This window comes from Mycobacterium persicum, assembly GCF_002086915.1.
Lineage (GTDB): Bacteria > Actinomycetota > Actinomycetes > Mycobacteriales > Mycobacteriaceae > Mycobacterium > Mycobacterium persicum.
Window position 1 is genome coordinate 3,939,863 of record NZ_MWQA01000001.1, and the last position, 26,464, is coordinate 3,966,326.

The 26,464-nt window shown below is 68.9% G+C and carries 28 protein-coding genes and 1 pseudogene; 19 read left to right on the forward strand and 10 right to left on the reverse strand.

What is annotated here, in order from left to right:
• Positions 1–17 precede the first annotated feature (17 nt).
• The 5 genes from B4U45_RS17960 to B4U45_RS17980 are packed head-to-tail and all read left to right on the forward strand — an operon-like array spanning position 18 to position 5,312.
• Positions 18–1,445 (forward strand): amino acid permease, encoded by a 1,428-nt coding sequence (locus B4U45_RS17960; RefSeq protein ID WP_241780243.1) that lies wholly within the window; start codon positions 18–20, stop codon positions 1,443–1,445.
• An 11-nt stretch (positions 1,446–1,456) separates the two neighbouring features.
• Positions 1,457–2,365 (forward strand): Rv1678 family membrane protein, encoded by a 909-nt coding sequence (locus B4U45_RS17965; RefSeq protein ID WP_219859474.1) that lies wholly within the window; start codon positions 1,457–1,459, stop codon positions 2,363–2,365.
• Positions 2,365–3,486 (forward strand): Rv1679 family acyl-CoA dehydrogenase, encoded by a 1,122-nt coding sequence (gene fadE16, locus B4U45_RS17970; RefSeq protein WP_075546922.1) that lies wholly within the window; start codon positions 2,365–2,367, stop codon positions 3,484–3,486. The genes B4U45_RS17965 and fadE16 overlap by 1 nt, the downstream gene beginning before the upstream one ends.
• A 9-nt stretch (positions 3,487–3,495) precedes the next feature.
• Positions 3,496–4,320 (forward strand): Rv1680 family SBP-like protein, encoded by an 825-nt coding sequence (locus B4U45_RS17975; protein ID WP_075546921.1) that lies wholly within the window; start codon positions 3,496–3,498, stop codon positions 4,318–4,320.
• Positions 4,317–5,312 carry an Rv1681 family radical SAM protein gene (locus tag B4U45_RS17980; RefSeq protein WP_089025034.1) on the forward strand — a complete coding sequence of 332 codons (996 nt, stop codon included), beginning with the start codon at positions 4,317–4,319 and terminating at the stop codon, positions 5,310–5,312. The genes B4U45_RS17975 and B4U45_RS17980 overlap by 4 nt, the downstream gene beginning before the upstream one ends.
• Before the next feature lie 21 nt (positions 5,313–5,333).
• Here the strand turns inward: B4U45_RS17980 and B4U45_RS17985 are convergent.
• Positions 5,334–5,666 (reverse strand): annotated as a pseudogene (locus B4U45_RS17985) (ketopantoate reductase family protein); the annotation flags it as partial.
• Positions 5,667–5,770: 104 nt separating this feature from the next.
• On the opposite strand from B4U45_RS17985, the gene B4U45_RS17990 reads away from it, so the two are divergent.
• Complete coding sequence (locus B4U45_RS17990; RefSeq protein ID WP_075546919.1) at positions 5,771–6,064, forward strand: DUF427 domain-containing protein; 294 nt, start codon at positions 5,771–5,773, stop codon at positions 6,062–6,064.
• Here B4U45_RS17990 and B4U45_RS17995 read toward each other — a convergent pair.
• From B4U45_RS17995 to B4U45_RS18010, 4 genes are all read right to left on the reverse strand, one after another.
• Positions 6,061–6,372 carry a glutaredoxin family protein gene (locus B4U45_RS17995; protein ID WP_075546918.1) on the reverse strand — a complete coding sequence of 104 codons (312 nt, stop codon included), beginning with the start codon at positions 6,370–6,372 and terminating at the stop codon, positions 6,061–6,063. The two genes, B4U45_RS17990 and B4U45_RS17995, sit on opposite strands and share 4 nt — an antisense overlap.
• A 4-nt stretch (positions 6,373–6,376) precedes the next feature.
• Positions 6,377–6,946 (reverse strand): peroxiredoxin-like family protein, encoded by a 570-nt coding sequence (locus B4U45_RS18000; protein ID WP_083153831.1) that lies wholly within the window; start codon positions 6,944–6,946, stop codon positions 6,377–6,379.
• 59 nt (positions 6,947–7,005) lie between these two features.
• Positions 7,006–7,497, reverse strand: coding sequence for a YflT domain-containing protein (locus tag B4U45_RS18005; protein WP_075546917.1), 492 nt, complete (start codon positions 7,495–7,497; stop codon positions 7,006–7,008).
• A gap of 184 nt (positions 7,498–7,681) precedes the next feature.
• On the reverse strand, positions 7,682–8,155 hold the full coding sequence (locus B4U45_RS18010; protein WP_082275382.1) for a copper chaperone PCu(A)C domain-containing protein: 474 nt from the start codon (positions 8,153–8,155) through the stop codon (positions 7,682–7,684).
• Between the two features lie 101 nt (positions 8,156–8,256).
• Between B4U45_RS18010 and hemL the strand changes: the two genes are divergently transcribed.
• The 7 genes from hemL (at position 8,257) to B4U45_RS18045 (ending at position 15,553) form a co-directional block, all read left to right on the forward strand.
• A complete protein-coding gene (gene hemL / locus B4U45_RS18015; protein ID WP_075546916.1) occupies positions 8,257–9,588 on the forward strand; it encodes a glutamate-1-semialdehyde 2,1-aminomutase in 1,332 nt (443 codons plus the stop codon).
• Positions 9,588–10,196, forward strand: a complete 609-nt coding sequence (locus B4U45_RS18020; RefSeq protein WP_075546915.1) for a histidine phosphatase family protein — start codon at positions 9,588–9,590, stop codon at positions 10,194–10,196. Before hemL ends, B4U45_RS18020 begins: the two co-directional genes overlap by 1 nt.
• A 2-nt stretch (positions 10,197–10,198) precedes the next feature.
• Complete coding sequence (locus tag B4U45_RS18025; protein ID WP_083153821.1) at positions 10,199–10,801, forward strand: TlpA disulfide reductase family protein; 603 nt, start codon at positions 10,199–10,201, stop codon at positions 10,799–10,801.
• Complete coding sequence (locus B4U45_RS18030; RefSeq protein ID WP_083153822.1) at positions 10,798–11,562, forward strand: cytochrome c biogenesis CcdA family protein; 765 nt, start codon at positions 10,798–10,800, stop codon at positions 11,560–11,562. Before B4U45_RS18025 ends, B4U45_RS18030 begins: the two co-directional genes overlap by 4 nt.
• Before the next feature lie 113 nt (positions 11,563–11,675).
• Entirely contained in the window at positions 11,676–13,244 is a 1,569-nt protein-coding gene (resB, locus tag B4U45_RS18035; RefSeq protein WP_122510321.1) for a cytochrome c biogenesis protein ResB, read from the forward strand.
• Positions 13,241–14,215, forward strand: coding sequence for a c-type cytochrome biogenesis protein CcsB (ccsB, locus tag B4U45_RS18040; protein ID WP_083153823.1), 975 nt, complete (start codon positions 13,241–13,243; stop codon positions 14,213–14,215). Before resB ends, ccsB begins: the two co-directional genes overlap by 4 nt.
• Positions 14,216–14,263: 48 nt before the next feature.
• On the forward strand, positions 14,264–15,553 hold the full coding sequence (locus B4U45_RS18045) for a MinD/ParA family ATP-binding protein (protein ID WP_082275381.1): 1,290 nt from the start codon (positions 14,264–14,266) through the stop codon (positions 15,551–15,553).
• 16 nt (positions 15,554–15,569) lie between these two features.
• On the opposite strand, the gene B4U45_RS18050 is transcribed toward B4U45_RS18045, so the two are convergent.
• Positions 15,570–15,716 carry a hypothetical protein gene (locus B4U45_RS18050; RefSeq protein WP_089025030.1) on the reverse strand — a complete coding sequence of 49 codons (147 nt, stop codon included), beginning with the start codon at positions 15,714–15,716 and terminating at the stop codon, positions 15,570–15,572.
• A 46-nt stretch (positions 15,717–15,762) separates the two neighbouring features.
• Between B4U45_RS18050 and B4U45_RS18055 the strand changes: the two genes are divergently transcribed.
• Positions 15,763–16,122, forward strand: coding sequence for a DUF4229 domain-containing protein (locus B4U45_RS18055; protein ID WP_075546910.1), 360 nt, complete (start codon positions 15,763–15,765; stop codon positions 16,120–16,122).
• Between the two features lie 8 nt (positions 16,123–16,130).
• Here B4U45_RS18055 and fabH read toward each other — a convergent pair whose 3' ends face one another.
• Both fabH and B4U45_RS18065 read right to left on the reverse strand, forming a co-directional pair.
• Positions 16,131–17,147 (reverse strand): beta-ketoacyl-ACP synthase III, encoded by a 1,017-nt coding sequence (gene fabH / locus B4U45_RS18060; protein WP_075546909.1) that lies wholly within the window; start codon positions 17,145–17,147, stop codon positions 16,131–16,133.
• A gap of 115 nt (positions 17,148–17,262) precedes the next feature.
• Positions 17,263–18,135 carry a 1,4-dihydroxy-2-naphthoate polyprenyltransferase gene (locus B4U45_RS18065; protein ID WP_075546954.1) on the reverse strand — a complete coding sequence of 291 codons (873 nt, stop codon included), beginning with the start codon at positions 18,133–18,135 and terminating at the stop codon, positions 17,263–17,265.
• A 63-nt stretch (positions 18,136–18,198) separates the two neighbouring features.
• On the opposite strand from B4U45_RS18065, the gene B4U45_RS18070 reads away from it, so the two are divergent.
• Both B4U45_RS18070 and B4U45_RS18075 read left to right on the forward strand, forming a co-directional pair.
• Positions 18,199–18,975 carry an S-methyl-5'-thioadenosine phosphorylase gene (locus B4U45_RS18070; RefSeq protein ID WP_198929523.1) on the forward strand — a complete coding sequence of 259 codons (777 nt, stop codon included), beginning with the start codon at positions 18,199–18,201 and terminating at the stop codon, positions 18,973–18,975.
• Positions 18,972–20,012 carry an NAD-dependent epimerase/dehydratase family protein gene (locus tag B4U45_RS18075; RefSeq protein WP_075546908.1) on the forward strand — a complete coding sequence of 347 codons (1,041 nt, stop codon included), beginning with the start codon at positions 18,972–18,974 and terminating at the stop codon, positions 20,010–20,012. Before B4U45_RS18070 ends, B4U45_RS18075 begins: the two co-directional genes overlap by 4 nt.
• 3 nt (positions 20,013–20,015) lie before the next feature.
• Here B4U45_RS18075 and B4U45_RS18080 read toward each other — a convergent pair whose 3' ends face one another.
• On the reverse strand, positions 20,016–21,605 hold the full coding sequence (locus B4U45_RS18080; RefSeq protein ID WP_116671240.1) for a DUF7937 domain-containing protein: 1,590 nt from the start codon (positions 21,603–21,605) through the stop codon (positions 20,016–20,018).
• Positions 21,606–21,919: 314 nt separating this feature from the next.
• On the opposite strand from B4U45_RS18080, the gene B4U45_RS18085 reads away from it, so the two are divergent.
• From B4U45_RS18085 to B4U45_RS18095, 3 genes are read left to right on the forward strand one after another with little or no spacing between them, the layout of a single operon-like run.
• A complete protein-coding gene (locus B4U45_RS18085) occupies positions 21,920–23,794 on the forward strand; it encodes a DUF7159 family protein (RefSeq protein WP_122526369.1) in 1,875 nt (624 codons plus the stop codon).
• Between the two features lie 33 nt (positions 23,795–23,827).
• Positions 23,828–24,484 (forward strand): glycosyltransferase family 2 protein, encoded by a 657-nt coding sequence (locus B4U45_RS18090; protein ID WP_075546905.1) that lies wholly within the window; start codon positions 23,828–23,830, stop codon positions 24,482–24,484.
• Complete coding sequence (locus B4U45_RS18095; protein ID WP_075546904.1) at positions 24,481–25,143, forward strand: TIGR04282 family arsenosugar biosynthesis glycosyltransferase; 663 nt, start codon at positions 24,481–24,483, stop codon at positions 25,141–25,143. The genes B4U45_RS18090 and B4U45_RS18095 overlap by 4 nt, the downstream gene beginning before the upstream one ends.
• Positions 25,144–25,209: 66 nt before the next feature.
• On the opposite strand, the gene B4U45_RS18100 is transcribed toward B4U45_RS18095, so the two are convergent.
• The gene (locus B4U45_RS18100) at positions 25,210–26,457 is read right to left on the reverse strand and encodes an APC family permease (RefSeq protein WP_075546903.1); all 1,248 of its coding nucleotides are present in this window, start codon (positions 26,455–26,457) and stop codon (positions 25,210–25,212) included.
• Between the last annotated feature and the right edge of the window lie 7 nt (positions 26,458–26,464).

Here is a 26,464-nt window from a genome sequence, read left to right on the forward strand (position 1 = left end):
ACTGCTAGCGTCCGGTAATGCGGCGGATGCAGAACCGAGCGCATCACCTGGCTCGCACGGATATCGAGTGCGGGCCGGCCCGTCCGGATTCGAGTACGACTTCCCAACTGCGCCAAGCACTGTCGCAGCGTCAGCTCAACATGATCGCTATCGGCGGGGTGATCGGCGCCGGCTTGTTCGTCGGCTCCGGGGTGGTGATCCAGGCGACCGGGCCCGCGGCGTTCCTGACCTACGCCATGTGCGGGGTGCTGATCGTGCTGGTGATGCGAATGCTCGGGGAGATGGCCACCGCGAACCCGTCGACCGGGTCGTTCGCCGACTACGCGGACACCGCCCTGGGGAGCTGGGCCGGGTTTTCCGTGGGCTGGCTGTATTGGTACTTCTGGGTGATCGTCGTCGGTTTCGAGGCGGTGGCCGGCGGCAAAGTCCTCAACTACTGGTTTCCCGCGCCACTGTGGCTGTTGTCGCTATGCCTGATGGTGCTGATGACCGCGACCAACCTGGTCTCGGTGTCGTCCTTCGGCGAGTTCGAATTCTGGTTCGCCGGAATCAAAGTCGCGACCATCGTGATCTTTCTCGGGGTCGGCGCCGCGTTCGTGCTCGGCTTCCTGCCGGGGCACGCCATGAATTTCACCAACCTCAGCGCGCATGGCGGGTTTTTCCCCAAGGGTGTCGGCGCCGTATTCGCGGCCATCGTGGTGGTGATCTTCTCCATGGTCGGCGCCGAGGTCGTCACCATCGCCGCCGCCGAAAGCCGGGATCCGCAGCATGCGATACAGCGCGCCACCAACTCGGTGGTGGCGCGGATCGCGATCTTCTTCGTCGGCTCGGTTTTCCTGGTGGTCGTCATCTTGCCTTGGGACTCAGTGGAACTCGGCACCTCGCCGTACGTCGCGGCGCTCAAGCACCTCGGTCTTCCGGGCGCGGACCGGATCATGAATGCGGTGGTGCTTACCGCGGTGTTGTCCTGCCTCAACTCCGGCCTGTATACCGCGTCGCGGATGTTGTTCGTGCTTGCCGACCGGCGCGAGGCGCCGGCACTTCTGGTCAGGGTCAGCCGGCGCGGCGTACCGCACATCGCCATTCTGTGTTCGTCGGCGGTGGGGTTCGGTTGTGTCGTCATGGCGTGGCTCGCGCCCGGCACGGTGTTCCTCTTCCTGCTCAACTCCTCAGGTGCGGTGATCTTGTTTGTCTACCTGCTCGTCGCGGTGTCCCAAATTGTGCTGCGCCGCCGCACACCCGCCGAGAAGCTGAGGGTGAAGATGTGGTTCTTCCCGGCGCTGTCGATTCTCACGGTCGCCGGAATCATCGCCGTACTGGTGCAAATGGCGTTCGACCGCACCGCGCGCACCGAGCTGTGGCTCAGCCTGCTGTCCTGGTTGGTGGTGGTCGCGGTGCACTTCGTCGCCAGAGTGGCGACGCGCAGACCCTTGCGCCGCATGTGATACTGCAACGCATGAGGTCGGCCGGGGTGCGTCGCGGAACGGAACTGTTGTTTTCACCCGGGGCGCCGCCGGAGACCGGTGGCCTGATAGCTCTGGCCGGTCTGCGGCTGCTGGCCGGGTTGATCTGGCTCTACAACGTGGTCTGGAAACTGCCACCGGATTTTGGCCAGCGCAGCAACAGCGGTTTGTACCACTTCACCCATCTGGCGATCGAACATCCGGTGTTCGCACCGTTCAGTTGGGCCGTCGAACACCTGGTGCTGCCGTACTTCACCGCCTTCGGTTGGGCGGTGCTGGTCGCCGAGTCCGCACTCGCGGTATTGCTGCTGACCGGGACGGCGGTGCGGCTGGCCGCCCTGATCGGCATCGGACAGTCACTGGCCATCGGCCTCTCGGTCGCCGAGTCGCCCGGGGAATGGCCGTGGGCGTACGCGATGCTGCTCGGCATCCACGTCGTCTTGCTCTTCGTGACGTCGGCCCGGTACGCCGCCGTCGACGCGGTGCGCGCCGCGACCACGCCATCAGCGGTCAGTTTGAGAGCGCAGCGGTTGCTGGCTGGTTGGGCAACCGTGCTGCTACTGATCGGGCTGATCGCCGTGTGGCGCGGTCTTGCCGGCAGTTGGCCCGCCTACGTCGGCATCCGACCATTGGAATTCTCGCTCGGCCAATACAACCTGCGTGGAGCCGTGGTACTGATCGCGGTCGCATTGGCGATGCTGGCAGCGGCCAGGGTCGGCCAGCGCTTGATCGCGATCGCGGCCGCCGCGGTGGCAGCGCTGGCCGCGGCCTCGATCTACGTCCAAGTAGCCGGGAATTCGGTGTGGCTCGGTGGAACCAACACCACCGCAGTAATTTTTGTCTGTGCGGCGGTGGGGAGTCTGGCAACCGGGCCGAGAATCGGCCGGACGAAAGGGGCGTGATGACCGCGTCGGGCGTTGTGCCGCAAGTCGTTGCCGTCGCCGCAGCACACGCCGATCGAGTGGACGCCGACTGTTCCTTTCCGGTGGAGTCGGTGGATGCCCTGCGGGCCAGCGGACTCCTCGGTCTGGTGCTACCGGCCGATGTCGGTGGAATGGCCGCCAGCCCAAAGGAATTCACCCAGGTAGTGGCGCAGCTGTCGGCCGCCTGCGGATCGACCGCCATGATCTATCTGATGCATGTGGCGGCGGCCGTCGCGGTCGCCGCAGCGCCCCCGCCGGGCCTGCCGGATCTGTTGGCGGACATGGCTTCCGGGAAAATACTGGGCACGTTGGCGTTCAGCGAGAAGGGTTCTCGGTCGCACTTCTGGGCGCCGGTGTCCACCTCGACCGCCGACGGGGACGACGTCGTCGTGCGGGCCGACAAAAGCTGGGTGACATCGGCGGGGTTCGCCGACGTCTACGTCGTCTCCACCGGTTCGGTCAGCGGCGTCGCCGGAGACGTCGATCTCTACGCTGTTCCGGCGGACACCTCGGGCCTGCGGGTGACCGGGACCTTCACCGGGATGGGTTTGCGCGGCAATGCCTCGGCGCCGATGTCGGTGGACATTCGCGTGCCCGCCTCCTATGGCGTGGGCCCGCCGGGCGGCGGGTTCGGCATGATGATGCAAACAGTGTTGCCGTGGTTCAACCTCGGAAATGCGGCCGTGTCACTGGGTTTGGCAACCGCCGCTACCAGCGCCGCGGTCAGGCACGTCAGCAGCGCCCGGCTGGAACACCTCGGCGGGAGTCTGGCCGAGCTGCCGACGATCCGCGCCCAGATCGCCCGGATGGGCACCGGGCTGGCGGCGCAGGAGGCGTATCTGGCGCAGGTGGCCGATCGGGTGAGTTCTCCCGACGACACCACACTGACGCATGTGCTGGGAGTCAAAGCGTCGGTCAACGACGCCGCGCTGACCATCACCGAGTCGGCGATGCGGGTGTGTGGCGGTGCGGCGTTCTCCAAGCATCTGCCCATCGAACGGGCGTTCCGCGACGCTCGGGCCGGGGCGGTGATGGCACCGACCGCCGACGCACTGTACGACTTCTACGGCCGGGCCGTCACCGGGCTGCCGCTGTTCTAGGGGAGGGATATGTCAGCCGAACCGCTGGTTGTCGGGGCTGTGGCATACACGCCGAATGTGGTCCCGATCTGGGAGGGCATCCGAAGCTACTTTCGGGACGCCGAAAGCCCGGACACCGAGATGGATTTCGTGCTCTACTCCAACTACGGGCGGTTGGTCGACTCGCTGATCGCCGGCCACATCGACATCGCCTGGAACACCAACCTGGCCTATGTGCGCACCGTGTTGCAAACGGGTGGGCACTGCACCGCGCTGGCGCAGCGGGACACCGACGTCGACTACACCACCGTGTTCGTGGCGCGCGCCGGCAGTGGACTGCACGGCGCGGGCGACATTGCCGGAACACGTGTTGCACTCGGGTCCGCCGACTCCGCGCATGCGGCGATCCTGCCGCTGTATTACCTGCGTCGCGCCGGCATCGCGGAGGCGGACCTGCACGTCACCCGATTCAACACCGACATCGGCAAACACGGCGACACCGGCCGCAGCGAGCTGGACGCGGTGGACGCCGTGTTGGCCGGGGAGGCGGACGTGGCGGCAATCGGCAGCTCGACGTGGGCGGCGATGGGTGCCGCGGAGCTGATGGGGGAATCGCTGGCCGAAGTCTGGCGCACCGACGGCTACTGCCACTGCATGTTCACCGCGTTGGACACCTTGGCCGCCGAGCGGTACCAACCATGGCTGGACCGGTTGCTGGCGATGAACTGGGATAACCCCGAGCATCGAAAGATATTGGAACTCGAGGGGTTACGACGCTGGGTGCCGCCGCACCTGGACGGATACCAGCCGTTGTTCGAAGCTGTCGAGGAGCAGGGTATCGACCCGCGATGGTGATCCTGGACTTGATGCGCCAGGTGAGCGGGCTTGCGCAGGGCGCCACCGTCGAAGTTGCCGTCAGCAGTCACCGCGACCGAGAACTCGCCGAAAAGTGGTGCGCCCGAACCGGAAACACTCTAGTGCGGGCCGACCTGGACGAGGTTGGAGTCGGTACCGTGGTGGTGCGGCGCGGTCATCCACCGGATCCCGCCGAGGTGCTGGGCGTCGACCGGCTGCCCGGGGTCCGGCTGTGGCTCTATACCAACTTTCATTGCAATCTGTCCTGTGACTACTGCTGTGTCTCGTCGTCGCCGCAGGCCCCGCACCGCGAACTCGGGGCCGAGCGAATCGGCCGCATTGTCGGTGAAGCCGCGCGCTGGGGGGTGCGGGAATTGTTCCTCACCGGCGGTGAGCCGTTCCTGCTGCCCGACATCGACACGATCATCTCGGCCTGTGCCCAGACGCTGCCCACCACCGTCCTCACCAACGGGATGGTGTTCAAGGGCCGGGCGCGCCGGGCGCTGGAATCCCTGCCCCGGGATGGGCTCGCCCTGCAGATCAGCCTGGACTCGGCGACGCCGGACCTGCACGACTCGCACCGGGGTCGCGGGTCGTGGGAAAAGGCGGTCGCCGGAATCCGTTTCGCGTTATCGCTGGGTTTCCGGGTACGCGTGGCCGCGACGGTCGCCGCCCCCGCTCCCGGCGAACTGGCGGCATTTCACGAGTTCCTCAATGCGCTCGGTATCGCCGGCGAGGATCAGCTGGTGCGGCCGATCGCCTTGGAAGGTGTTGCGTCCGAGGGGTTGTCGCTGCGCCGCGAATCGCTGGTTCCGGAGGTGACCGTCACCGCCGACGGCGTGTACTGGCATCCGGTCGCCGCCACCGACGAGCGGGCCCTGGTGTCGCGGACCATCGAACCGCTGACCCCGGCACTGGACGCGGTAAGCCGGCTGTTCGCCGAGCAGTGGGCGCAGGCCGCCGAGGCGGCCGCGTTGTTCCCGTGCGCGTAGCGCGGGACGCTACGTAGCGAATCAGTCGTCGCCCCATCGCCTTTCCACCGACCGGCCACCGCCGTCAAGGTCGCATTCACCGGCGCCGCCACCCCGACGCGGGCGCCGTACCGTGGAACCGCACCGTTGCTGACGTCGATCTCGCTGATCCGGCGCGCTTGATGGTCCAGCAGTGCCGACGGCTTCGCGTCGGGCATCACGGCGTCGAAGGCCCGATACCCGATGCCCGATACCCGATGCCCACGCCACCTCCCACGCCTTGGTCACGGCCGCGCGGCTGGCCGGGCCCACCGGCCCACATCCGCTGAATGGGGTTGGTGATATGGCGGTTGAGCGAGCCGTTGCCGACATTGCATGCCACTGTCCAACTCATTTCCGGGGCTACATCTGAAGTCGGGCAATCGGCGGCGCCGGATCCGGAAACCGTGCACTATCGAAGCCGACAGGGAGGTGGGCCAATGATTCGCGCCGTGTGGAACGGGACCGTGCTCGCAGAAGTGCCGCAGACCGTCACAGTGGAGGGCAATCACTACTTCCCGCCGGATTCAATTCATCGCGAGTATCTGATCGACAGCTCCACCACGTCGGTATGCCCGTGGAAGGGGGTGGCCAACTACTACACCGTCGTGGTGGATGGCCAGACCAATCCCGATGCCGCCTGGTATTACCCGGACCCCAGCCCGGCTGCCAGCGACATCAAGAACCACGTGGCGTTCTGGCGGGGCGTGACCATCGAGGGCCAGCCGAGCTAACGGTTTGAACCCCGGAAGATGGTCCGCCAACGCGAGGACGCGACCGCCTGGTCGAGAAGCTCCGGAGCCCGGCTGCGGACCGCGTCGATGACCTGGCCGGCCGTCGGGTTGACCATGGCGATATCGCCCACGACGACGGTGGGCACGGTCTCGTTGCCGTCGGCGATCGAGCGGACCGCCGCTGCCGCGTCCGGATCAGTCCAGATGTTCACCTCCCGGGTGGGCAGCCGGCGCCGCCGTAGCGCCCTACGCAGCCGCCAACAGAACGGGCAGCCCGGACGCCAGTAGACCACCACTTCGCCGGCCATGCCGTTACCCCAGCGACCGATCGATACTCAGCAGCTCGTCGACCGACCACTGGTCATCGGCGTGACGCCCGTAATGCACCGCGACGAGGCGGCCATCGGGATCGATGAGAAAGTCCGCGGGCAGCCCCAAATGCGTTGTGCCATCAGTAGATCCAACGCCGGCGTAGGCCGGATCGCGGCGGTGCCGCAGCGCGGCCCAGTAGCCGCGGACGGCTGCTGACCAGGCGCGCCAACTGGCCAGGGAGCGCCAGCTCCGCTCCACCCCGAACCGGCAGTAGTGCACCTTGTCGGGGTCGGCGACCACGGCGAATGGCAGCACGCTCTGATATCCGCGCAGCGCGTCGGCCGGCGAATGAAAGAACACCACTTCGGTGATACCGGCGTTGGTGAGCTGCTGGTGGCGGTCGGCGAAGCTGTGCAGATGCAGACTGCAGATCGGGCATCCGGCAAACCGGCGAAACTGCAGATGGGTACGCCCCCCGGGCGCCGGCACCGCCACGGGCTGACCGGTGATGGTTTCCAGCTGTTGTGCGGGAATCGTCGCGCCCATCGACAGTCTGCCGGGGTTTCTCATCGGGTTCTCACTGGGGTAGTACACCTTGTTCGCTCTGCCATGCCAACTTCACGCCGGCGTCAGCGAGCCGCGCTGTGCGCTGCCGGCAGAAAACGGGCGGCGTGGTCGGCGTACTCGGCGGTGACATAGACGTGGTAGCGGCGCGCCAGCAGGGTGTGCTCGCTGGTGAAGTCCCGCTTTCCACCCGTCGACGCGTGTGCGGCGAAGCCGAAGATAGCGCCCCAGAGTGCGCCGAAGGCAATCGGCAACAGGAGCACCCATACCCAAAGCCATAACGGGCTGACGGCAAAGAGCAAGAACAGCAGGCCGATCAGTGCGCCGATCCAGGCGCCGCTGGCCGCACCCGCGAGCGCGGCCTTGCCCTTGGTCAGGCGGCCGGTGACTTGTTCCACGGTGCGCAGGCCGTCGCCGACGATGCGAACGTGCTCGACGGGGAATCCGCCGTCGGACATGCGATCGACCAGCTCCTGAGCCGCGTCGTAACTGTCAAACGATGCGACCAGCCGTTGTCCGGTGCTCGTTGTCGTGCGTTCCCCGGCGGGGTCGGTCATGAGTCTCATCCCTCTCGATATCAGTTTCGTTGCCTCGATTGTCTGTCGTCACAGGGATACCCCGTGCCGGGTGGCCGTATGCACGCTGCCCCCAACCCAGCTCAAAGCGCTTGGCTGCCAGGGCTTTTCATCTTCGGGCTACTGCTGGCTGGGACACGCCTCGATGGGCACCCGCATGGTCAGGTCACCGTAGTTGTCGAATACGGTCGAATACCAGGGTCACCTCCACCGACGTACCCGGTCTGGCGGATTCCCGCAGACCGTCCACGCTGACGGCGAATGGTTGGCCGGAAGCGCCTACCTGTTCGATCGATTGGCCGGCAGCGATCGATGACTGCGGGGGAATTTCTAGCGGCGCGGCCGGAGAGATATGGACGGCCTCGGCCGCGTCGGTGGCGATCGCGAGCAGGCGTTCCGATTCGGTGCTGCGATTGTTGGTGGCCGTGAAAGCGAGCGCCGCGGCATCCCCCACCTGAATCGCACCCGACCCCGGTTGAAAGCGGGGCACGATGTGGGCGTTCTGCACTGTCGTGTCCTTGGTGTGGGAGTTCGAGCCGCGGTTCGACGAGTCGATGACCGGGTTATCACTGCCACAGCCGCCGGCCAGCACCAGGCCCACGGATGCCGCGCCCAGTCTGGTCGGGTTGCATACGCCCATGGGGGATGCTTTCCCCGCCGTCGGCATGCTTACACCCGCGACGGGTAGAACTCTTACACCCTGTAGTTGAGCGGGCCGCAGCGGCTGGGACACTAGTCGTCATGGGCAGCACGGACCAGGCGACCGCGCGGACGCACGTCTCCGCGCGGCTGTTCGCCGACGCCTGCACGGTCATCCCCGGCGGGGTGAACTCCCCGGTGCGCGCGTTCACGGCCGTCGGCGGCACCCCGCGGTTCATCACCGAAGCGCACGGCTGCCGGCTCACCGACGCCGACGGCAACCGCTACGTCGACCTGGTCTGCTCGTGGGGCCCGATGATCCTCGGTCATGCCCACCCGGCCGTCGTCGACGCCGTCGCCCGGGCCGCCGCGAACGGCTTGTCGTTCGGGGCGCCCACGCCGGCCGAGACCGAGCTGGCCACCGAGATCATCGAGCGGGTGGCGCCCGTCGAGCGGATCCGGCTGGTCAATTCCGGCACCGAGGCCACCATGAGCGCGGTCCGGCTGGCGCGCGGGTACACCGGCCGGGCCAAGATCATCAAGTTCGCCGGCTGCTACCACGGCCACGTGGACGCACTGCTGGCCGACGCGGGCTCGGGCGTGGCCACCCTCGGCCTGCCGTCCTCGCCGGGGGTCACCGGCGCCGCCGCGGCCGACACCATCGTGTTGGCCTACAACGACGTCGACGCCGTCCGGGAGACCTTTGCGCGTTACGGCGAGCAGATCGCTGCGGTGATCACCGAGGCCAGCCCGGGCAATATGGGCGTCGTCCCGCCCAGGCCCGGCTACAACGCCGCGCTGCGCTCGATCACCGCCGAACACGGCGCGCTGCTGATCGTCGACGAGGTGATGACGGGGTTTCGGGTCAGCCGAAGCGGCTGGTACGGCCTGGATCCGGTGGCCGCCGACCTGTTCACCTTCGGCAAGGTGATGAGCGGCGGGCTGCCCGCCGCCGCGTTCGGCGGCCGGGCCGAGGTGATGCAGCGGCTGGCGCCGCTGGGGCCGGTGTATCAAGCCGGGACACTGTCGGGCAACCCGGTGGCGATGGCCGCCGGGCTGGCCACGCTGCGGGCGGCCGACGACGCGGTGTACGCCGCGCTGGACGCCAATGCCGACCGATTGGCAGCGCTGCTGACCGAGGCGCTGACGAATGCCGGGGTGCCGCACCGGATTCCGCGGGCCGGCAACATGCTCAGCGTGTTCTTCACCGACCGGCCGGTCACCGACTTCGCGTCGGCACGAGCCAGCCAGACGTGGCGTTATGCCCCGTTCTTCCACGCCCTGCTGGACGCGGGCGTCTACCCGCCGTGCAGTGCGTTCGAGGCGTGGTTCGTCTCGGCCGCCCTCGACGACGCCGCGTTCGGGCGGATCGCCGACGCGCTGCCTGTTGCGGCCCGCCGGGCCGCCCACGCCGCCCGAGAGGATAAAGCCTGATGGCCGAAGAAACCCGGGTGCACGTGGTGCGCCATGGCGAGGTGCACAACCCCAGCGGGGTGCTCTACGGCCGGTTGCCCGGCTATCACCTGTCGGATGCCGGCCGAGCGCAGGCGGTCGCGGTCGCCGACTTCCTGGCCGGCCGCGACGTCGTCGCGGTGATCGCCTCGCCGCTACAACGCGCTCAGGAGACCGCCGCGCCTATCGCCGCCCGCCACGAGCTGGCGGTGGACACCGACCATGATCTGATCGAATCGGCGAACTTCTTCGAGGGCCGCCGCGTCGGCCTCGGTGACGGCGCATGGCGCGACCTGCGGGTGTGGTGGCAGCTGCGCAACCCGTTCACGCCCTCGTGGGGTGAGCCGTACACCCAGATCGCGCAACGGATGTCGACCGCGGTAGACAAGGCGCGGGCGCGCGCCGCCGGCCACGAGGTGGTGTGTGTCAGCCACCAGCTGCCGGTGTGGACGCTGCGGCTGCACGTGACCGGTAGGCGGCTGTGGCACGACCCGCGGCGCCGCGAGTGCTCGCTGGCGTCGGTGACCTCCCTGGTCTATGACGGCGACCGCCTGGTCGACGTGGTGTACTCCGAACCGGCAGGCTGCTGAGCATGCGCCGGCTCGCTCTTGCTCTGGTGGTGACAGCCGTGCTGACCGGCTGTTCCGGGCGCGATGCCGTCGCTCAGGGCGGCACCTTCGAATTCGTCTCCCCGGGCGGCAAGACCGACATCTACTACGACCCGCCGGCCAGCCGCGGCCGCCCGGGACCGCTGTCCGGGCCGGACCTGCGCGACCCGGCGCGCACGCTGAACCTCGACGATTTCGCCGGGCAGGTCGTCGTCGTCAACGTCTGGGGCCAGTGGTGCGGGCCCTGCCGGGCCGAGGTGAGCCAACTGCAGCGGGTATACGACGCCACCCACGGCTCCGGGGTGTCCTTCCTGGGCATCGACGTGCGCGACAACAGTCGCGACGCCGCACTGGATTTCGTCGACGACCGCCACGTCACCTTCCCGTCCATCTACGACCCGGCGATGCGCACCCTGATCGCATTCGGCGGCAAATACCCCACCACCGTCATTCCGTCCACGCTGGTGCTCGATCGCCAGCACCGGGTCGCGGCGGTGTTCCTGCGCGAGCTGCTGGCCGAGGATCTGCAGCCGGTGGTGCAGCGGGTAGCGGCCGAGGAACCGGCGAACCCGCCGGGCCGGCAATGACCGGTTTCACCGAGATCGCCGCCGCCGGGCCGCTGCTGCTGGCGCTGGGCGTGTGCGTGCTGGCCGGGCTGGTGTCGTTCGCCTCGCCCTGTGTGGTGCCCCTGGTGCCCGGCTACCTTTCCTATCTGGCGGGCGTGGTGGGCGTCAACGAGGAGCCACGGCCGCAGCCCGCGGCCCGGTGGCGGGTCGCCGGGTCGGCGGCGCTGTTCGTCGCCGGGTTCACCACCGTGTTCGTCCTGGGCACGGTCGCGGTGCTGGGCATGACGACCACGCTGATCAGCAACGAGGTGCTGCTGCAGCGGGTGGGCGGGGTGTTGACCGTGGTGATGGGGTTGGTGTTCGTGGGCCTGATCCCGGCATTGCAGCGTCAGGTCAAGTTCAGCCCGCGGCTGTTGACGACGGTGGCCGGGGCACCGCTGCTCGGCGCGGTGTTCGCGCTCGGGTGGACGCCGTGTCTGGGGCCGACGCTGACCGGGGTGATCACGGTGGCTTCGGCCACCGACGGCGCCAGCGTGGCGCGCGGGATCGTCCTGGTGATCGCCTACTGCCTGGGGTTGGGCATCCCGTTCGTGCTGCTGGCGTTCGGTTCGGCGGGGGCGGTCGCGGGCCTGGGCTGGCTGCGCCGGCATACCAGGGCCATCCAGGTCTTCGGCGGCGTGCTGCTGATCGCCGTCGGCCTGGCGCTGGTCACCGGCGTGTGGAACGACGTGGTCTCCTGGCTGCGCGACGCGGTGGTGTCCGATGTGAGGTTGCCGATTTGACGGAGCGAGCAGCGGCGCGAGGAGACGCAGAATCGCACCAAACCAAGCGGTTTGGTGCGATTCTGCGTCTGCTCGCGGCCAAAGCGCGCAACACCTGGCGCTCGTTGACGTCGATGGGCACCGCGCTGGTGCTGCTGTTTCTGCTCGCGCTCGGGGCCATACCGGGAGCGCTGCTGCCGCAGCGCAGCCTCAACGCCGGCAAGGTCGACGACTACCTGCGCACCCACCCCCTCATCGGCCCGTGGCTGAACGAGCTGCAGGCCTTCGACGTGTTCTCCAGCTTCTGGTTCACCGCCATCTACGTGTTGCTGTTCGTGTCTCTGGTGGGTTGCCTCACTCCGCGGATGATCGAGCACGCCCGCAGCCTGCGGGCCGCCCCGGTCGCCGCGCCGCGCAACCTGGCCCGGCTGCCCAAGCGCGCCAGCTCCCAGGCGGTCGGGGACCCCGAAACCGTGGCCCAGACGATCGCGGCGAGGCTGCGCGGCTGGCGCCGGATCGTCCGGCACACCGACGGCACCTACGAGGTCGCCGCCGAGAAGGGCTACCTGCGAGAATTCGGCAACATCGTCTTCCATTTCTCGCTGTTGGGCTTGCTGGTCGCGGTGGCCGTCGGAAAGCTCTTCGGCTACGAGGGCAACGTCATCGTCATCGCCGACGGCGGTCCCGGCTTCTGCTCGGCCTCCCCGGCGGCGTTCGACTCGTTCCGCGCCGGCAACACCGTCGACGGCACGTCGCTGCACCCGATCTGCATCCGGGTCAACGACTTCGCAGCCCACTACCTGCCGTCCGGGCAGGCCACCTCGTTTGCCGCCGACATCGACTACCAGGCGGACCCGGGCAGCCGCGACCCGTCGGCCAACACCTGGCGGCCCTACCGGCTGGAGGTCAACCATCCGCTGCGGGTAGGCGGGGACCGGGTGTATCTGCAGGGCCACGGCTACGCGCCCAGCTTCACCGTGACCTTCCCCGACGGCCAGAGCCGCACGTCGACCGTGCAATGGCGACCCGACAACCCGCAGACCCTGCTGTCGTCGGGGGTGGTGCGCATCGACCCGCCGGCCGGCAGCTATCCCACCGCCGAAGAACGCCGTCGGCACCAAATCGCGATCCAGGGCCTGCTGGCACCGACCGAGCAGCTGGACGGCACCCTGTTGTCGTCGCGTTTCCCGGCGCTGGACGCCCCCGCGGTGGCCATCGACATCTACCGCGGCGACACCGGCCTGGACACCGGGCGACCGCAGTCGCTGTTCACCCTGGATCCCCGGCTGCTCGAACAGGGCCGGCTCACCAAGGAAAAGCGGGTCAACCTGCGCGCCGGCGAACAGGTGCGCCTGGATCAAGACGGCACCACCGTCCGCTTCGACGGCGCCGTGCCCTTCGTCAACCTGCAGGTCTCCCACGACCCCGGCCAAACCTGGGTGCTGGTGTTCGCCGTCACGATGATGGCCGGGCTGCTGGTATCGCTGCTGGTGCGCCGCCGCCGGGTCTGGGTCCGGATTACGCCGGCCGCCGATACCCCCGGTACGGTGAACGTCGAGCTGGGCGGCCTGGCACGGACCGACAACTCCGGCTGGGGTGATGAGTTCGAGCGGTTGACCGAGCGATTGCTGGCCGGGTTCGGCGCATCGGCGGCGCCGATGCCCGCAGCATCCCGAAGGAGCCCTCAGGTGCACGTCAGATGAACACCGCGCATATCAACATCGGCCTGGCCCGCTACTCCGACTGGGCATTCACCTCAGCCGTGGTGGCCCTGGTGGTGGCGCTGCTGCTGCTGGCCTTCGAGCTGGCCTACGTCCGCGGCCGCAAACTCGAACCGGTCGCGGTGGCCGCCGGATCGGTCGCCGTCGACAGCACCATTCCGGGCATCGTGGCCGACGGTCCGCGGCGGCCGTTCGACGAACGCGTCGGGCGAGCCGGGCTGGCGGTGCTCTACCTCGGCATCGGGTTGCTGGGCGCCTGCATCGTGCTGCGGGGCCTGGCCACCATGCGGGTGCCGTGGGGAAACATGTACGAGTTCATCAACCTCACCTGCATGTCCGGGCTGGTCGCCGGCGCGGTGGTGCTGCGTCGCCCGCAGAACCGGCCGCTGTGGGTCTTCCTGTTGCTCCCGGTTCTGATCCTGCTGACGGTGTCCGGGCGCTGGCTGTACGCCAATGCCGCCCCGGTGATGCCGGCACTGCAGTCGTACTGGTTGCCCATTCACGTCTCGGTGGTCAGCCTCGGTTCAGGGGTGTTTCTGGTCGCCGGCATCGCCAGCATCCTGTTCCTGCTGCGAACCTCGCGGCTGGGTGAGCCGGCAACCGAAGGGGCGTTGGCTCGCCTCGTGCAGCGCTTCCCCGATGCCCAAACGCTGGACCGGATCGCCTACCGGACCACGATCTTCGCCTTCCCGGTGTTCGGTTTCGGAGTGATCTTCGGGGCCATCTGGGCCGAGGAGGCCTGGGGCCGCTACTGGGGCTGGGACCCCAAGGAAACGGTGTCCTTCGTCGCGTGGGTAATCTACGCGGCCTACCTCCATGCCAGGTCAACCGCGGGTTGGCGGGACCGGAAGGCGGCCTGGGTCAACGTCGCCGGGTTCGTGGCCATGGTCTTCAACCTGTTCTTCGTTAACCTGGTTACCGTGGGTTTGCACTCCTATGCTGGTGTGGGGTGATCAGGCGGCGGGTACAAGGACCGAGTAACGCGACGAGGGGACGTACACGTGTCTGACCATCCGACGGAGGGCGTGGGGGCGCCACTGGGGCAGGAACGCCAAGACCCGGATCGCCCGACGACACAGCTGTCGGCCGGCGAGACGGGCGGCGACTCCAGCGAGGCGCCGACCCGGGCGTTTGCCGGATTCCGCACCGAGCGACGCTTCTCCGAATCGGAGACGCATGCCGTGCCCCCGCCGCCGACCCGCGCCGAACCGCGCGCGTGGGCGGCTACCACGCCGGCCAAGGGGTTGCCGACCATCACCGATGCGCAGCCCTACGGGTATTTCGGCGGGCAGCCGGCCGACACCTCGGTGGAGACCGCGCAGCGACCGGCGGGCACGCCGCCGACGCGTTATCCGGAATTGTCCACCAGCACGCTGTTGCGGCAGGTCAAACCGCCGCCGTCGGAGGGCTGGCGCCGCTGGCTCTACATGGTGTCCGGCAAGCTGATCAACCTGGGGGAAAGCCCACGGGTCAACCGGTACAACGACCTGGTGGTTGCGGTGAACAGGCCGCTACGCGGTTGCTATCGGATCGCGCTGCTCTCACTGAAGGGCGGTGTCGGCAAGACCACCATCACCGCCACCCTGGGCGGCACCTTCGCCTCGATCCGCGGGGACCGGGTGGTGGCGGTGGACGCCAACCCGGACCGCGGAACGCTGAGCCAGAAGGTGCCGGTGGAGACGCCGGCCACGGTGCGTCATCTGCTGCGCGACGCCGACGGCATCGAGCGCTACAGCGATGTCCGCAGCTACACCTCGGTGGGGCCCAGCAGGCTGGAAGTGCTGGCCTCGGAAACCGATCCGGCGGTGTCGGAGGCGTTCAGCGCCGACGATTATGCTCGCACCCTCGAGATCCTCGAGCGGTTCTACGGCCTGGTGCTTACCGACTGCGGCACCGGGCTGCTGCATTCGGCGATGTCGGCGATATTGGCCAAGGCCGACGTGCTGATCGTGGTCAGCTCGGCATCCATCGATGGCGCCCGCAGCGCCTCGGCAACGCTGGACTGGCTGGATGCACACGGCTACGAAGAGCTGGTACGCGGATCGATCGCGGTGATCAACGCCGTCCGGCCGCGGTCCGGCAAGGTCGACATGCAGAAGGTGGTCGATCACTTCTCACGGCGCTGCCGCGCCGTGCGGCTGGTGCCGTTCGACCCGCATCTGGAAGAGGGCGCCGAGATCCGCTTCGAACGGTTGAAGCGGGAGACTCGCGAGGCGCTGATGGAGTTGGCCGCCGTTGTCGCCGACGGGTTCCCCAACGATCAGCGGCGAACCAACCCGGCGTTCATCTAGGTCGACCGGGCCCCGGTCAGCCCTGTCCCAACCGGCGCAAGAACTCTGGGTCGTCGTCGGGTCCGATCACGCGAGTCTTGGGCCGGCTTGTCTGCGACCGCGCCGCACGCCAGCCGATGTAGATCAGCGTCCCCAATACCAGGACGACGAGCAGGTAAAGCACTCGACACCTCCTGAGAGCGAATATACCCGCGCCGTAGGCTCAGGCTGTGTCAGCAGCGCCTCACGGCAACAGCGCCGAGAAAACCACCGAGCACCGCGGCGTCATCGACGTGGCGCTCTACGCTACGGCCCGGTTGCTGCTCGCGGCCGCGGTCACCGCGGCGATCTACGGGGCGGCGCGGCTGGCCGGGATCAACGAATTCCCGGTTGTCGTCGCCGCGCTGTTCGGGCTGACCATTGCGATGCCGTTGGGTATGTGGATATTCACTCCGTTGCGCCGGCGAGCCACCGTCGCCCTGGCGGTTGCGGGGGAGCGCAGGCGCGCGGAACGCGAACGGCTGCGGGCCCGGCTGCGAGGTGAGGATCCCGACGATCCGAACTCCGACCAGGGTGCCGGCGAAAGCTGAAATCCCGCCTATCCGTTCGGCGCCTTGGGCATTCGGACCACTTGCGCGGCATAGCTGAGGCCGGCGCCGTAACCGATCAACAACGCCAGGTCGCCCGGCTTGGCGGTCCCGGTCGCCAGCAGTTCGGCCATCGCCAGCGGAATGGACGCCGCCGAGGTGTTCCCGGTGTGCTCGATGTCGTTGGCCACCACCGCATCCGGCCGCAGTTGCAGGGTCTTGGCGAGCAGTTCGTTGATCCGGCTGTTGGCTTGATGCGGGATGAACACGTCGATCTCGTCGGGTGAGACCCCCGCTGCGTCCAGCGCCCGCTGACCGACTTTGCCCATCTCGAAAGCCGCCCACCGAAAGACGGCGGTACCTTCCAGGCGCAGGAACGGTCGCGGTCCGATCGGGTTCTCCGCGTGGGTGATCCAGTCGATGTCCTGCCGTATCGCGGTGGCTTGGTCGCCGTCACTGCCCCAGACGGTCGGTCCGATGCCTTGCGTCGGCGTCTGCCCGACCACCACCGCGGCGGCGCCGTCGGCGAAGATGAAGCAGTTGCTCCGGTCGTACATGTCAACCGTGGGTGACAGTTTCTCGGTGCCGATCACCAGCACCGTGCCGGCGCTACCGCCCCGGATCATGTCGGCCGCGACCCCGACCGCGTATCCGAATCCGGCGCATCCGGCCGAGATGTCGAATGCCGGAACGTCTTGGGCGCCCAACGCCGCGGCGACGATCGGGGCACACGCCGGGGTCTGCAGAAAGTGGGTGCTGGTGGCGACGATCACGCCGTCGATGTCGCTGCCTTCGAGGCCGGCGCCGGCGATCGCCTGCCTGCTGGCGTCAATCGCCATCGATGCGGCGGATTCTTCGGCGGCGGCGAACCGGCGGGTCTTGATACCGGTTCGGGTGTAGATCCATTCATCGGATGAGTCGATGTTCTGGCATATCTCGTCGTTGGTGACCACCCGTGCGGGGCGGTACGCCCCGACGCTGAGCAACCCCACGTTCGTGGTCCCGCTGGCTGTGGCGATCTCCGTCATACCCGTCCTCGGTCGCTGTTATCCCCATGTCGAGTGTGCGCCCAGGGTCGTGCGGCGCCAACAGCACCCGCCCCGAAGGCCCAGCCTGAATGCCCGGCAGGCCCGGCGCGCACCCTCACCCGGCCACCGTCAACGCCACGGCCACCGCAACCGCCCAGACCAGCATCGCCAGCCCGGTATCGCGCAGCACCGGGATCAGCTCGGGCCCGCGGCGGCCGGATCGCACTGGCCCGGCCGCACGCAGGGCCAGCGGCGTGGACACCAGGCCCACGGCACACCACGGCGTCGCAATCGTCAACAGCAGCGTCAACGCCCCCGCCGTGACCAGCAGCCCCTGGTAGAGCACTCGGGTAGGGGCATCGCCCAGCCGCACCGCCAGGGTGATTTTGTTCGACACCGTGTCGGTCGGGATGTCGCGCAGGTTGTTGGCCACCAGCACCGACGACGACAGCGCTCCCGTCGCGACGGCGAGCACCAGCCCCACCCAGTCGACCCGCAAGGCCTGGGTGTACTGGGTGCCGAGCACCGCGATCAGACCGAAGAACACGAACACCGCGACTTCGCCGAAACCGGAGTAGCCGTAAGGTTTCGCGCCGCCGGTGTACAGCCACGCCCCGGCGATGCAGGCGGCGCCGACCGCGATCAGCCACGGCTGGCTCACCAGCGCCAGCACCAGGCCGGCCGCCGCGGCGACCGTCAGGCTCACCATCGCCGCCGTCAGCACCGAGCGGGGGGCCGCCAAGCGTGAGCCGACCAGCCGCGGCGGGCCGGACCGCTGGTCGTCGGTGCCACGGATGCCGTCGGAATAGTCGTTGGCGTAGTTGACGCCGACGGTCAGCGCAACGGCGACAACCAGCGCCAGCAGTGCCTTCCACCACACGGCGGCGTGCAGCCAGGCCGCCGCGCCGGTGCCCGCGACGACGGGCGCCACCGCGTTCGGCAGGGTGCGCGGGCGAGCGCCGCCGACCCACTGCGTGAAACTGGCCACCAAGGCATCCTGCCGGTGTCCCGCACCCGCGATCAACTTGCGGGCATAGACAACAATGAGCGGATGCTCGCAGTGATCGGCGGTACCGGCTTCTACACCTTCTTCGGTCCCGATGCGCGCACCGTCGAACCGGAAACCCCCTACGGCCGGCCCAGCGGCGCGATCACCATCGGCACCGTCGGAGGCCACGATGTCGCGTTCCTGCCCCGGCACGGCGTCCATCACCAGTATTCGGCGCACACCGTGCCCTACCGGGCCAACATGTGGGCGCTACGTGCCCTTGGCGTGCGACGGGTGTTCGCCCCGTGCTCCGTGGGTAGCCTGACGTCCCGGCTCGGGCCCGGCGCGGTGGTGGTGCCCGACCAGTTGGTCGATCGCACCCGCGGCCGGGCCGACACCTACTTCGACTCCGGCGGGGTGCACGCCACCTTCGCCGATCCGTACTGTCCGACGCTGCGCGGCGCGGTCACCGGGTTACCCGATGTGGTCGACGGCGGCACGCTGGTGGTGATCCAGGGCCCGAGGTTTTCCACCCGCGCCGAAAGCCAGTGGTTTGCCGCCGCGGGGTTCAACCTGGTCAACATGACCGGTTATCCCGAGGCAATCCTCGCTCGTGAGCTCGAATTATGTTATGCAGCAATAGCTTTGGTGACCGATGTCGACGCGGGTATCGACGTCGGGAAGGGTGTGAAAGCGTCCGACGTGTTCGCCAGCTTCGGAGAGAACATCGAGATGCTCAAGGAGCTGGTGCGGGCGTCGATCGGCCGGGTCGCCGGGGAGCGCACCTGCACCCTGTGCCTGCTGCATGCCGGTGTCGCGTTGCCGTTCGAGTTGCCGTGAAGGTGCTGTTGACCGGTGCGGCCGGTTTCATCGGATCCCGGGTGGCCGTCGCGCTGAGCGACGCCGGCCATGAGGTGGTCGGCGTCGACGCCTTGCTGCCGGCCGCGCACGGGCCCGACGCTCGGTTACCGCCGGGGTGTCACCGCGTGGACGTCCGTGACGGCGACGCCCTGGCGCCGCTGCTGGCCGGGGTGGACCTGGTGTGTCACCAGGCGGCGATGGTGGGTGCCGGGGTGGACGCCGCCGACGCGCCCGAATACGGCGCCCACAACGACCTGGCCACTACGGTGCTGCTGGCCCAGATGTTCGCCGCCGGGGTGCGCCGCCTGGTGCTGGCGTCGTCGATGGTGGTTTACGGGCAGGGTCGCTACCACTGCGGCCGGCACGGATTGGTCGACCCACTGCCGCGGCGGCGCGCCGATCTGGACGCCGGCGTCTTCGAGCACCGCTGCCCGGTCTGCGGGGACCCGGTCAGGTGGCGGCTGGTGGACGAAGCCGCCGCGGTGCGGCCGCGCAGCCTGTACGCGGCCAGCAAGGCGGCGCAGGAGCACTACGCGCTGGCGTGGTCGGAGTCGACGGGCGGCTCGGTGGTGGCGCTGCGCTACCACAACGTCTACGGTCCCGGCATGCCGCGCGACACCCCGTATTCCGGGGTCGCGGCGATCTTCCGCTCGTCGCTGGAAAAGGGGGAGCCGCCAAGGGTTTTCGAAGACGGCGGTCAGATGCGTGACTTCGTCCACGTCGACGACGTCGCCGCGGCCAATCTGGCCGCCGCGGATCTGACCGCGGCGGACCGCGGCGGGTTCACCGCCGCCAACGTCTGTTCGGGGCAGCCGATCTCGATTCTGGAGGTGGCCACCGTGCTGTGCGAGGCCCGGGGCGATTCGATGTCTCCGGTCATCACCGGGCAATACCGCAGCGGCGATGTGCGCCACATCGTCGCCGATCCGGCGCGAGCCGCCGAGATGCTGGGCTTCCGTGCGGCCGTGGCGCCGGGCGACGGGCTGCGTGAGTTCGCGTTCGCGGCCCTGCGCTGACCGTTACTGCGAGTCGCCTGGCGGACGGTAGATCTTCGGGCGCACGGGCCCGGTCGTCTCGGCTGACCGGAAGATCCGGGGGGACGGCCCCGGCGCCGACAGGACGGTGGTGGGCGCGTCATGGACCGCCTCCGGTGTCCGGAACCGGGCCGTCTCCGCTTCCGACGGCAGCGCGGGCCGCCCGTCCGGTGGGGTGCGGAGCCGACCAGACCGGGGGCGTCGCGGATGTGACCGCATTCGCCGCGGCGGGCGCTGCCGCCGGGCGATCAGGACGGCGGCGAGAATGCCCAGGGCCAGGCCGCACAGCGTCACGTCGAAGACGCTGCTGATCTGCTGGGCCAGGTTGTTGCCATAGACCGGGTTCGCCGGGGCGCCGGGCGGTGTCGCGAATCGTGGCGCCAGGACGACGCCGAGGATGACGCGAGAAACGCTGAGCGCGAACAGAAATCCGGACAGCGACGAGATCAGCCGGCCGGGCAGCGCATCGTTTGTCAGGTTGAGTCGAAGCCAGATCGCAAGCACCGCGGTGACAAGATCGAAGCCCGCCAGCGTCATGGTGTCATAGCGCGAATAGGGGTAATCCAACATCACCGCCGTGGTGAGGTCGGTCAGCCTCATCACCACCGAACCCAGGCACCACGCGGCGATGAGCAGCAAGCCGTTGCGGGCCGCCGCGCGCCAGACGGCCTTGGCTATCGGCCGGCCGCCCGGGGGTCGCACCAAGGTCAGCGGCGCGAAGACGGCGGCGCCGGCCGCCCACGCCAGAAACCCCTCGTATCCGACGCCGGCCGTCGAGGTGTTCTGCGCGATGCCGTGGAATGCGTCGACTTCGCGGCCCACCGGCAGGATCCACACGATGACTCCGGCGACCAGCGCCGAGGCTCCCAGCGCAATCGTGGACAGCCGGTAGTCTTCGGTGCCCTTCAGCATCCACCGGGATGCAACCAGCACCGCAACCAGCGCGACAATGCCATAGACCACCGCCGTGTCGATCACCACGATGTTCTGCTTGCCGAACCCGGAGGCGGCCCCAGCGGGATGCAACGCGTATCGCACCCGCCACACAAGGTTGAAACCCGAGCTGAGGGCGGCGCCGAACATCGACGCATAGCCGATGATTCGGGCAGCCAGCAACCAGTTGCGGTGTTTGTCATCGTCGGCGATCGTGGCGGTGATTGACGGTTGCGCGCTGAGCACCGCGCCGGCGGTTCCCAGCCAGGCGCCCGGCCCGACACCGCCGGGCACGTTGACGGTGCCACCGAACCGGATCGTTTGGAACGCGTCGTAGACGACGAACGCCAACACCAGCAGCAGATACGGGATGTTGAGGCCCAGACGCACCCGTCCTGCCCGGCCAGGATCGGGCTTACCCAGATACGGCACGACGGCTGCCGTCAGCGACAGCAGCGTCACCAGCAGCAGGACCCCGAACAAGATTTTGCTGCTGCCCGGAATCCGGAAGCCGAAATACAGATTCCACGGGAAGAACAGCGCGCTGACCACCAGCACACCGGCGGCCAGGTCCCGGTTGATGTTCCACCTTCGTAGCGAGTCCCGGGCCTGACCGGGCGGGGCCGGCGGCTGCGCGCCCATGATCGGGCCGGTCGGCGTGTCGTCGCTGCTCAGGCTCACGATGCCTCCCTGGGATCGAGATCGGTTGCGGCTGCCTCGGCGTCGGCGCGGCGGCGAGGGAACCCCCTGCCGGGCGCTCGGCGTTGTTGGATTGCGAACATATCCTCCATTCGGACGACGCGGCAGGTGGCAGGGTTTTCGGGTGTGACCCAGCCCTTCGGAAATCCAGTTACGCTGCGTTTGTCGCCTGAAAAGATGAATACTGCCGACCGTATCGCAGTCTAATGATGCCGGACATTGCTGGCCGTGGGGTCGCCAGCTGAAGGAGACCGTAAATGGACGTCGTGTTGGGGGTCGCGGTCGCGGGTCCGGTCGCGCGGTTAGCGCTTGTCGGGGCCGGCTCCGGGGGTGCCGCCGTGATCGACCAATCCTCGGTCGACGTGGCCGATGAGCCCATCTCGGTGTTGACCGAGACGGTGGCCGGCACGGACCGATTGCTGGCCGACGAGGGTCACCGACTGGTCGCCACCCGGCTGTGCTGGCCGGATCACGGCAAAGCCGACGAACTGCGGCAAGCTCTGGTCCATTCCGGGGTCCACGACGTGGAGGTGTTGTCGGAGTCCGAGGCTGCCACCGCGCTCTTGGGTGCGCAGGGCTCGGACTCGGCTGTGTTGCTGGTCGGCGAGCAGACGGCGAGCTTGTCGGTCGCCGGTGCCGGTGACGCGCCGCCGACCGTGCTGGCTGCCGCGCCGGTGGAGGGTGACACCACGGCGACCTTCGACACGCTGATGGCGCGGCTGGATGAGCAGTCGGGTGCTCCCGGTGAGGTTTTGCTAGTGGGTACCTCTGCCGAGCAGACCTCGGTGCTGGCCGACCAGTTTCAGGCCGCCTCGACGATGCGGGTGCAGGCTGTCGACGATCCGACGTTCGCCCTGGCCCGTGGCGCGGCGTTGGTTGCCGGGGCGGCAGCGGGCGCGTCGGGTTCGACGATGGCGCAGCCGGCCGTGGCCGCAGACGCGACGACTTTCCTCCCGCCGGCCGCGGTGCCGGCGGGGGAGGCAGCAGATGCCCAGCTGGCGTACTCGGAGGCCGGCGACGACTTTGCGGGCGCCTATGACGACTATGACGATGACTATGGCGAGTACGGCGACTACGGCGACTATGGCGACGACGAGGCGGCCGCCTCGGGCCGTCCGCGGCTCAACTCCCGGTCGTTGCTGATCAGCAATGCCGTGGTGGCATTCATGATCATCGGATTCGCCTCGCTGGCGGTGGCGGTGGCGGTTGCCATCCGGCCGACCGCGGCGTCGCAGCCGGTCCAGGGTTACCAGAACGCGCAGCCGGGCAAGTTCATGCCGCTGTTGCCGACGGAACAGCAGGCGCCGGTCCCACCGCCACCTATCGACAACCCCACCGCGGGCTTCCAGGGAGGTACCGTCCCGGCCGTCCAGGGCGTGGTTCCTCGGCAGCAGACGCCGCCCGCGACGGGCGGGGAGCCGGTTGCACCGGCCCCGGCGCCTCCCGGTGTCGTGCCCGCACCAATTCCGATCCCGGTTCCCGTCATCATTCCGCCGTGGCCGGGCTGGTCGCCGGGAGTGCCGACTCCGCCGACCACGCCACCCACCACGCCGCCGACGACGCCACCCACGACACCGCCGACGACCCCACCCACCACGCCGCCGACTACACCGGTGACCACGCCGCCGACCACACCGCCGACTACACCGGTGACCACACCGGTGACCACGCCGCCGACCACACCGGTGACCACGCCGCCCACGACGATGGCTCCGGTGACCACGACGGTCGCTCCGACGTCCGTTCCGCCGACCACCGTCGCTCCGACGACCGTGGCTCCCCAGCCGACGCAACAGCCGACCCAGGAGCCGACGCAAGTGCCAACGCAACAGGCACCAACCCAGCAGGCACCAACTCAGCAGGCACCAACCCAGCAGCAGACTGTGGCCCCGCAGGCGCCGCAGACGGTGGCTCCGGCTCCGCAGCCGCCCCTCGGGGGCGGCGGCAGCGGCAGCAGCGGTGGGGGTAGCGGCAGCAGCGGCGGCAGCAGCGGTGGTGGTAGCGGCAGCAGCGGCGGCAGCAGCAGCGGTGGTGGTAGCGGCAGCAGCGGCGGCAGCAGCGGTGGTGGTAGCGGCGGCAGCAGCGGTGGTGGTAGCGGCAGCAGTAGCGGTGGCGGCCACTCCGGCCACTGATCCCGGTCGCGGCTTCGCCTAAGGTCGGAGGGCATGCCCGGCGATGCGGTGACTGTGGTGCTGCCCTGTCTGAACGAGGAAGAGTCGCTACCGGCGGTGCTGGCCGCGATCCCGGCCGGTTATCGGTCGCTGGTGGTGGACAACAACAGCACCGACAACACCGCGGTGGTTGCCGGCCGCCACGGCGCGCAGGTGGTTACCGAGCCGCGGCCAGGTTACGGCGCTGCGGTGCATGCGGGCGTGGAAGCCGCGACAACCCCGATCGTGGCGGTGATCGACGCCGACGGGTCGATGGATGCCGGTGAATTGCCCCGGCTGGTGGCCGAACTCGAGCGGGGCGCCGACCTGGTAACCGGTCGACGTCGCCCGGTTCGCGGATTGCACTGGCCCTGGGTGGCGCGGCTGGGCACGGTAGTGATGAGCTGGCGGCTGCGTACCCGCCACGGATTGCCGGTGCATGACATCGCGCCCATGCGGGTGGCTCGGCGCGAGGCGCTGCTGCATCTGGGCGTCGCCGATCGACGGTCCGGGTATCCGCTGGAACTGTTGGTCCGCGCCGCGGCAGCCGGCTGGCGCGTGGTCGAACTCGACGTCAGCTACGGTCCCCGGACGGGCGGCAAATCCAAGGTCAGCGGTTCGTTGCGGGGCAGCATCATCGCGATTCTGGACTTCTGGAAGGTGATCTCGTGAGCGTGCTGCCGGTCACGGTGCTGGTGGTCGCCAAGGCGCCGGAGCCCGGATTCGCCAAGACGCGGCTGGCCGCGACGATCGGTGACCGGATCGCCGCCGACATCGCCGCGGCGGCGCTGCTGGACACGCTCGACGCGGTCGCGGCGGCGCCGGTGGCCGCGCGGGTGGTGGCGCTCACCGGTGACCTGGACGGGGCGGCCAACGCCGACGACATCCGGCAACGGCTGGCGGCCTTCACGGTCATCGAGCAACGTGGCGAGGACTTCGCCGACCGGCTCGCCAACGCACACGCCGATGCCGCAGACGGGTATCCCGTACTGCAAATCGGCATGGATACTCCCCAGGTTTCCGCCGGACTGCTAAGTGATTGCGCACGACGGTTACTCAATGCGCCGGCGGTGCTCGGATTGGCACTCGACGGTGGCTGGTGGGTGCTCGGAGTGCACAGCCCTGCTGCGGCGGAGTGCCTGCGCGGCGTCCCGATGTCGCAATCGGACACCGGTGAACTCACATTAAAAGCGTTGCGCGACAACGGTATTGAGGCGACAACTGTGGCGGCACTGGCCGATCTCGACGTCATCGACGACCTCGCGGTGGTCCGCGACGCGTGCGGCCCGGACAGCCGCTTCGCCCGGGTCACCCGCGCGGCCGGGCTTTAAAGCCGCCCGGGGAGGTGGGCAGCACCAGCGGGGCGGCGCACTCGGGCGTTGCCGGATACCCCACCGTCAGCGGGTTCGGCGGCGCAGCACCACCCAGCGCCCGACGAGCCCGACGGCAAACATGCCCAGCCCAGCGGCGACCGATTCCCACGGCAATGTGACCACCAGGACCAGACAACCGGTCAGCCCGAAGACGCTTAGCGCCCGCCGCCGGCCCCGGCCCGCCAGGGTATAGGCGGCGGCGTTGGCGATCGCGTAGTAGATCAACACGCCAAAGGACGAGAAACCGATCGCGCCGCGCAGATCCACGGTTGCCACCAGCACGCACACCGCGACGGCCAGCGCGATCTCGGCGTGATGCGGCACCTGATAGCGCGGATGGACCGCGGCCAGCCAGCGAGGCAGGTCCCGATGACGGGCCATCGCCAGCGCGGTGCGCCCCACCCCGGCAATCAGCGCCAGCAGCGCACCGAGGGAGGCCAGCGCGCCGCCGACTGCCACCACCGGCACCAACGGCGCGGCACCGGCGGCGCGCAGCGCCTCGGCCAGCGGTGCCGCGGCACTGGCCAGCCGGTCCGGGCCGGCGGCCGACAGCACCGCCACCGCGACCACCAGATAGGTCGCCACCGTGATCGTCAGCGCCAGGGTGATCGCCTTGGGGATGGTGCGGGCCGGGTCACGGACCTCTTCTCCCATCGTGGCGATGCGCGCGTAGCCGGCGAACGCGAAGAACAGCAGTCCCGCCGCCTGCAGCACCCCGTAGGGCGTGACGACGGACCAGCCTTCGATCAGATGGGCGGACCCGGGCCGGGCCGCGGCAATGCCGATTACCACGACGGCGAGCGCAATAAAGGTGCACGCCACCAATATTCGGGCCAGCATCGCGGTCTTGGTGATGCCCCGATAGTTCAGCGCGGCCAGCACCGCCACGGCGGCGACCGCCACGGCTCGCTGCGCCCACCCCGGCCCGGTGACGGTGTAGGAGGCGACGGTCAACGCCATCGCCGCACACGAGGCCGTCTTGCCGATCACGAATCCCCAACCGGCCAGAAAGCCCCACCACGGTCCCAGGCGTTCGCGCCCGTAGATGTAGGTGCCGCCGGAAACCGGATACCGCGCGGCCAGTCGGGCCGAGGCGATCGCGTTGCAATAGGCGACCGCCGCGGCGAGAGCCAGCCCGATCAGCAGCCCCACGCCCGCAGCCCGGGCGGCCGGGCCGAACGCGGCGAACACCCCGGCGCCGATCATCGATCCCAGCCCGATCACCACCGCATCGGTGGTGCCGAGCCGACGTGCCAGTGCCGACTCTTCCATGTATCCG

Coding starts and splice junctions, on each gene's coding strand:
- B4U45_RS17960 (WP_241780243.1), top strand. CDS start 18: ATGCGGCGGATGCAGAACCGAGCGCATCACCTGGCTCGCACGGATATC.
- B4U45_RS17965 (WP_219859474.1), top strand. CDS start 1,457: ATGAGGTCGGCCGGGGTGCGTCGCGGAACGGAACTGTTGTTTTCACCC.
- fadE16 (WP_075546922.1), top strand. CDS start 2,365: ATGACCGCGTCGGGCGTTGTGCCGCAAGTCGTTGCCGTCGCCGCAGCA.
- B4U45_RS17975 (WP_075546921.1), top strand. CDS start 3,496: ATGTCAGCCGAACCGCTGGTTGTCGGGGCTGTGGCATACACGCCGAAT.
- B4U45_RS17990 (WP_075546919.1), top strand. CDS start 5,771: ATGATTCGCGCCGTGTGGAACGGGACCGTGCTCGCAGAAGTGCCGCAG.
- B4U45_RS17995 (WP_075546918.1), bottom strand. CDS start 6,372: ATGGCCGGCGAAGTGGTGGTCTACTGGCGTCCGGGCTGCCCGTTCTGT.
- B4U45_RS18000 (WP_083153831.1), bottom strand. CDS start 6,946: ATGAGAAACCCCGGCAGACTGTCGATGGGCGCGACGATTCCCGCACAA.
- B4U45_RS18005 (WP_075546917.1), bottom strand. CDS start 7,497: ATGACCGACCCCGCCGGGGAACGCACGACAACGAGCACCGGACAACGG.
- B4U45_RS18010 (WP_082275382.1), bottom strand. CDS start 8,155: ATGGGCGTATGCAACCCGACCAGACTGGGCGCGGCATCCGTGGGCCTG.
- hemL (WP_075546916.1), top strand. CDS start 8,257: ATGGGCAGCACGGACCAGGCGACCGCGCGGACGCACGTCTCCGCGCGG.
- B4U45_RS18020 (WP_075546915.1), top strand. CDS start 9,588: ATGGCCGAAGAAACCCGGGTGCACGTGGTGCGCCATGGCGAGGTGCAC.
- B4U45_RS18025 (WP_083153821.1), top strand. CDS start 10,199: ATGCGCCGGCTCGCTCTTGCTCTGGTGGTGACAGCCGTGCTGACCGGC.
- B4U45_RS18030 (WP_083153822.1), top strand. CDS start 10,798: ATGACCGGTTTCACCGAGATCGCCGCCGCCGGGCCGCTGCTGCTGGCG.
- resB (WP_122510321.1), top strand. CDS start 11,676: ATGGGCACCGCGCTGGTGCTGCTGTTTCTGCTCGCGCTCGGGGCCATA.
- ccsB (WP_083153823.1), top strand. CDS start 13,241: ATGAACACCGCGCATATCAACATCGGCCTGGCCCGCTACTCCGACTGG.
- fabH (WP_075546909.1), bottom strand. CDS start 17,147: ATGACGGAGATCGCCACAGCCAGCGGGACCACGAACGTGGGGTTGCTC.
- B4U45_RS18070 (WP_198929523.1), top strand. CDS start 18,199: ATGCTCGCAGTGATCGGCGGTACCGGCTTCTACACCTTCTTCGGTCCC.
- B4U45_RS18080 (WP_116671240.1), bottom strand. CDS start 21,605: ATGGGCGCGCAGCCGCCGGCCCCGCCCGGTCAGGCCCGGGACTCGCTA.
- B4U45_RS18085 (WP_122526369.1), top strand. CDS start 21,920: ATGGACGTCGTGTTGGGGGTCGCGGTCGCGGGTCCGGTCGCGCGGTTA.
- B4U45_RS18090 (WP_075546905.1), top strand. CDS start 23,828: ATGCCCGGCGATGCGGTGACTGTGGTGCTGCCCTGTCTGAACGAGGAA.
- B4U45_RS18100 (WP_075546903.1), bottom strand. CDS start 26,457: ATGGAAGAGTCGGCACTGGCACGTCGGCTCGGCACCACCGATGCGGTG.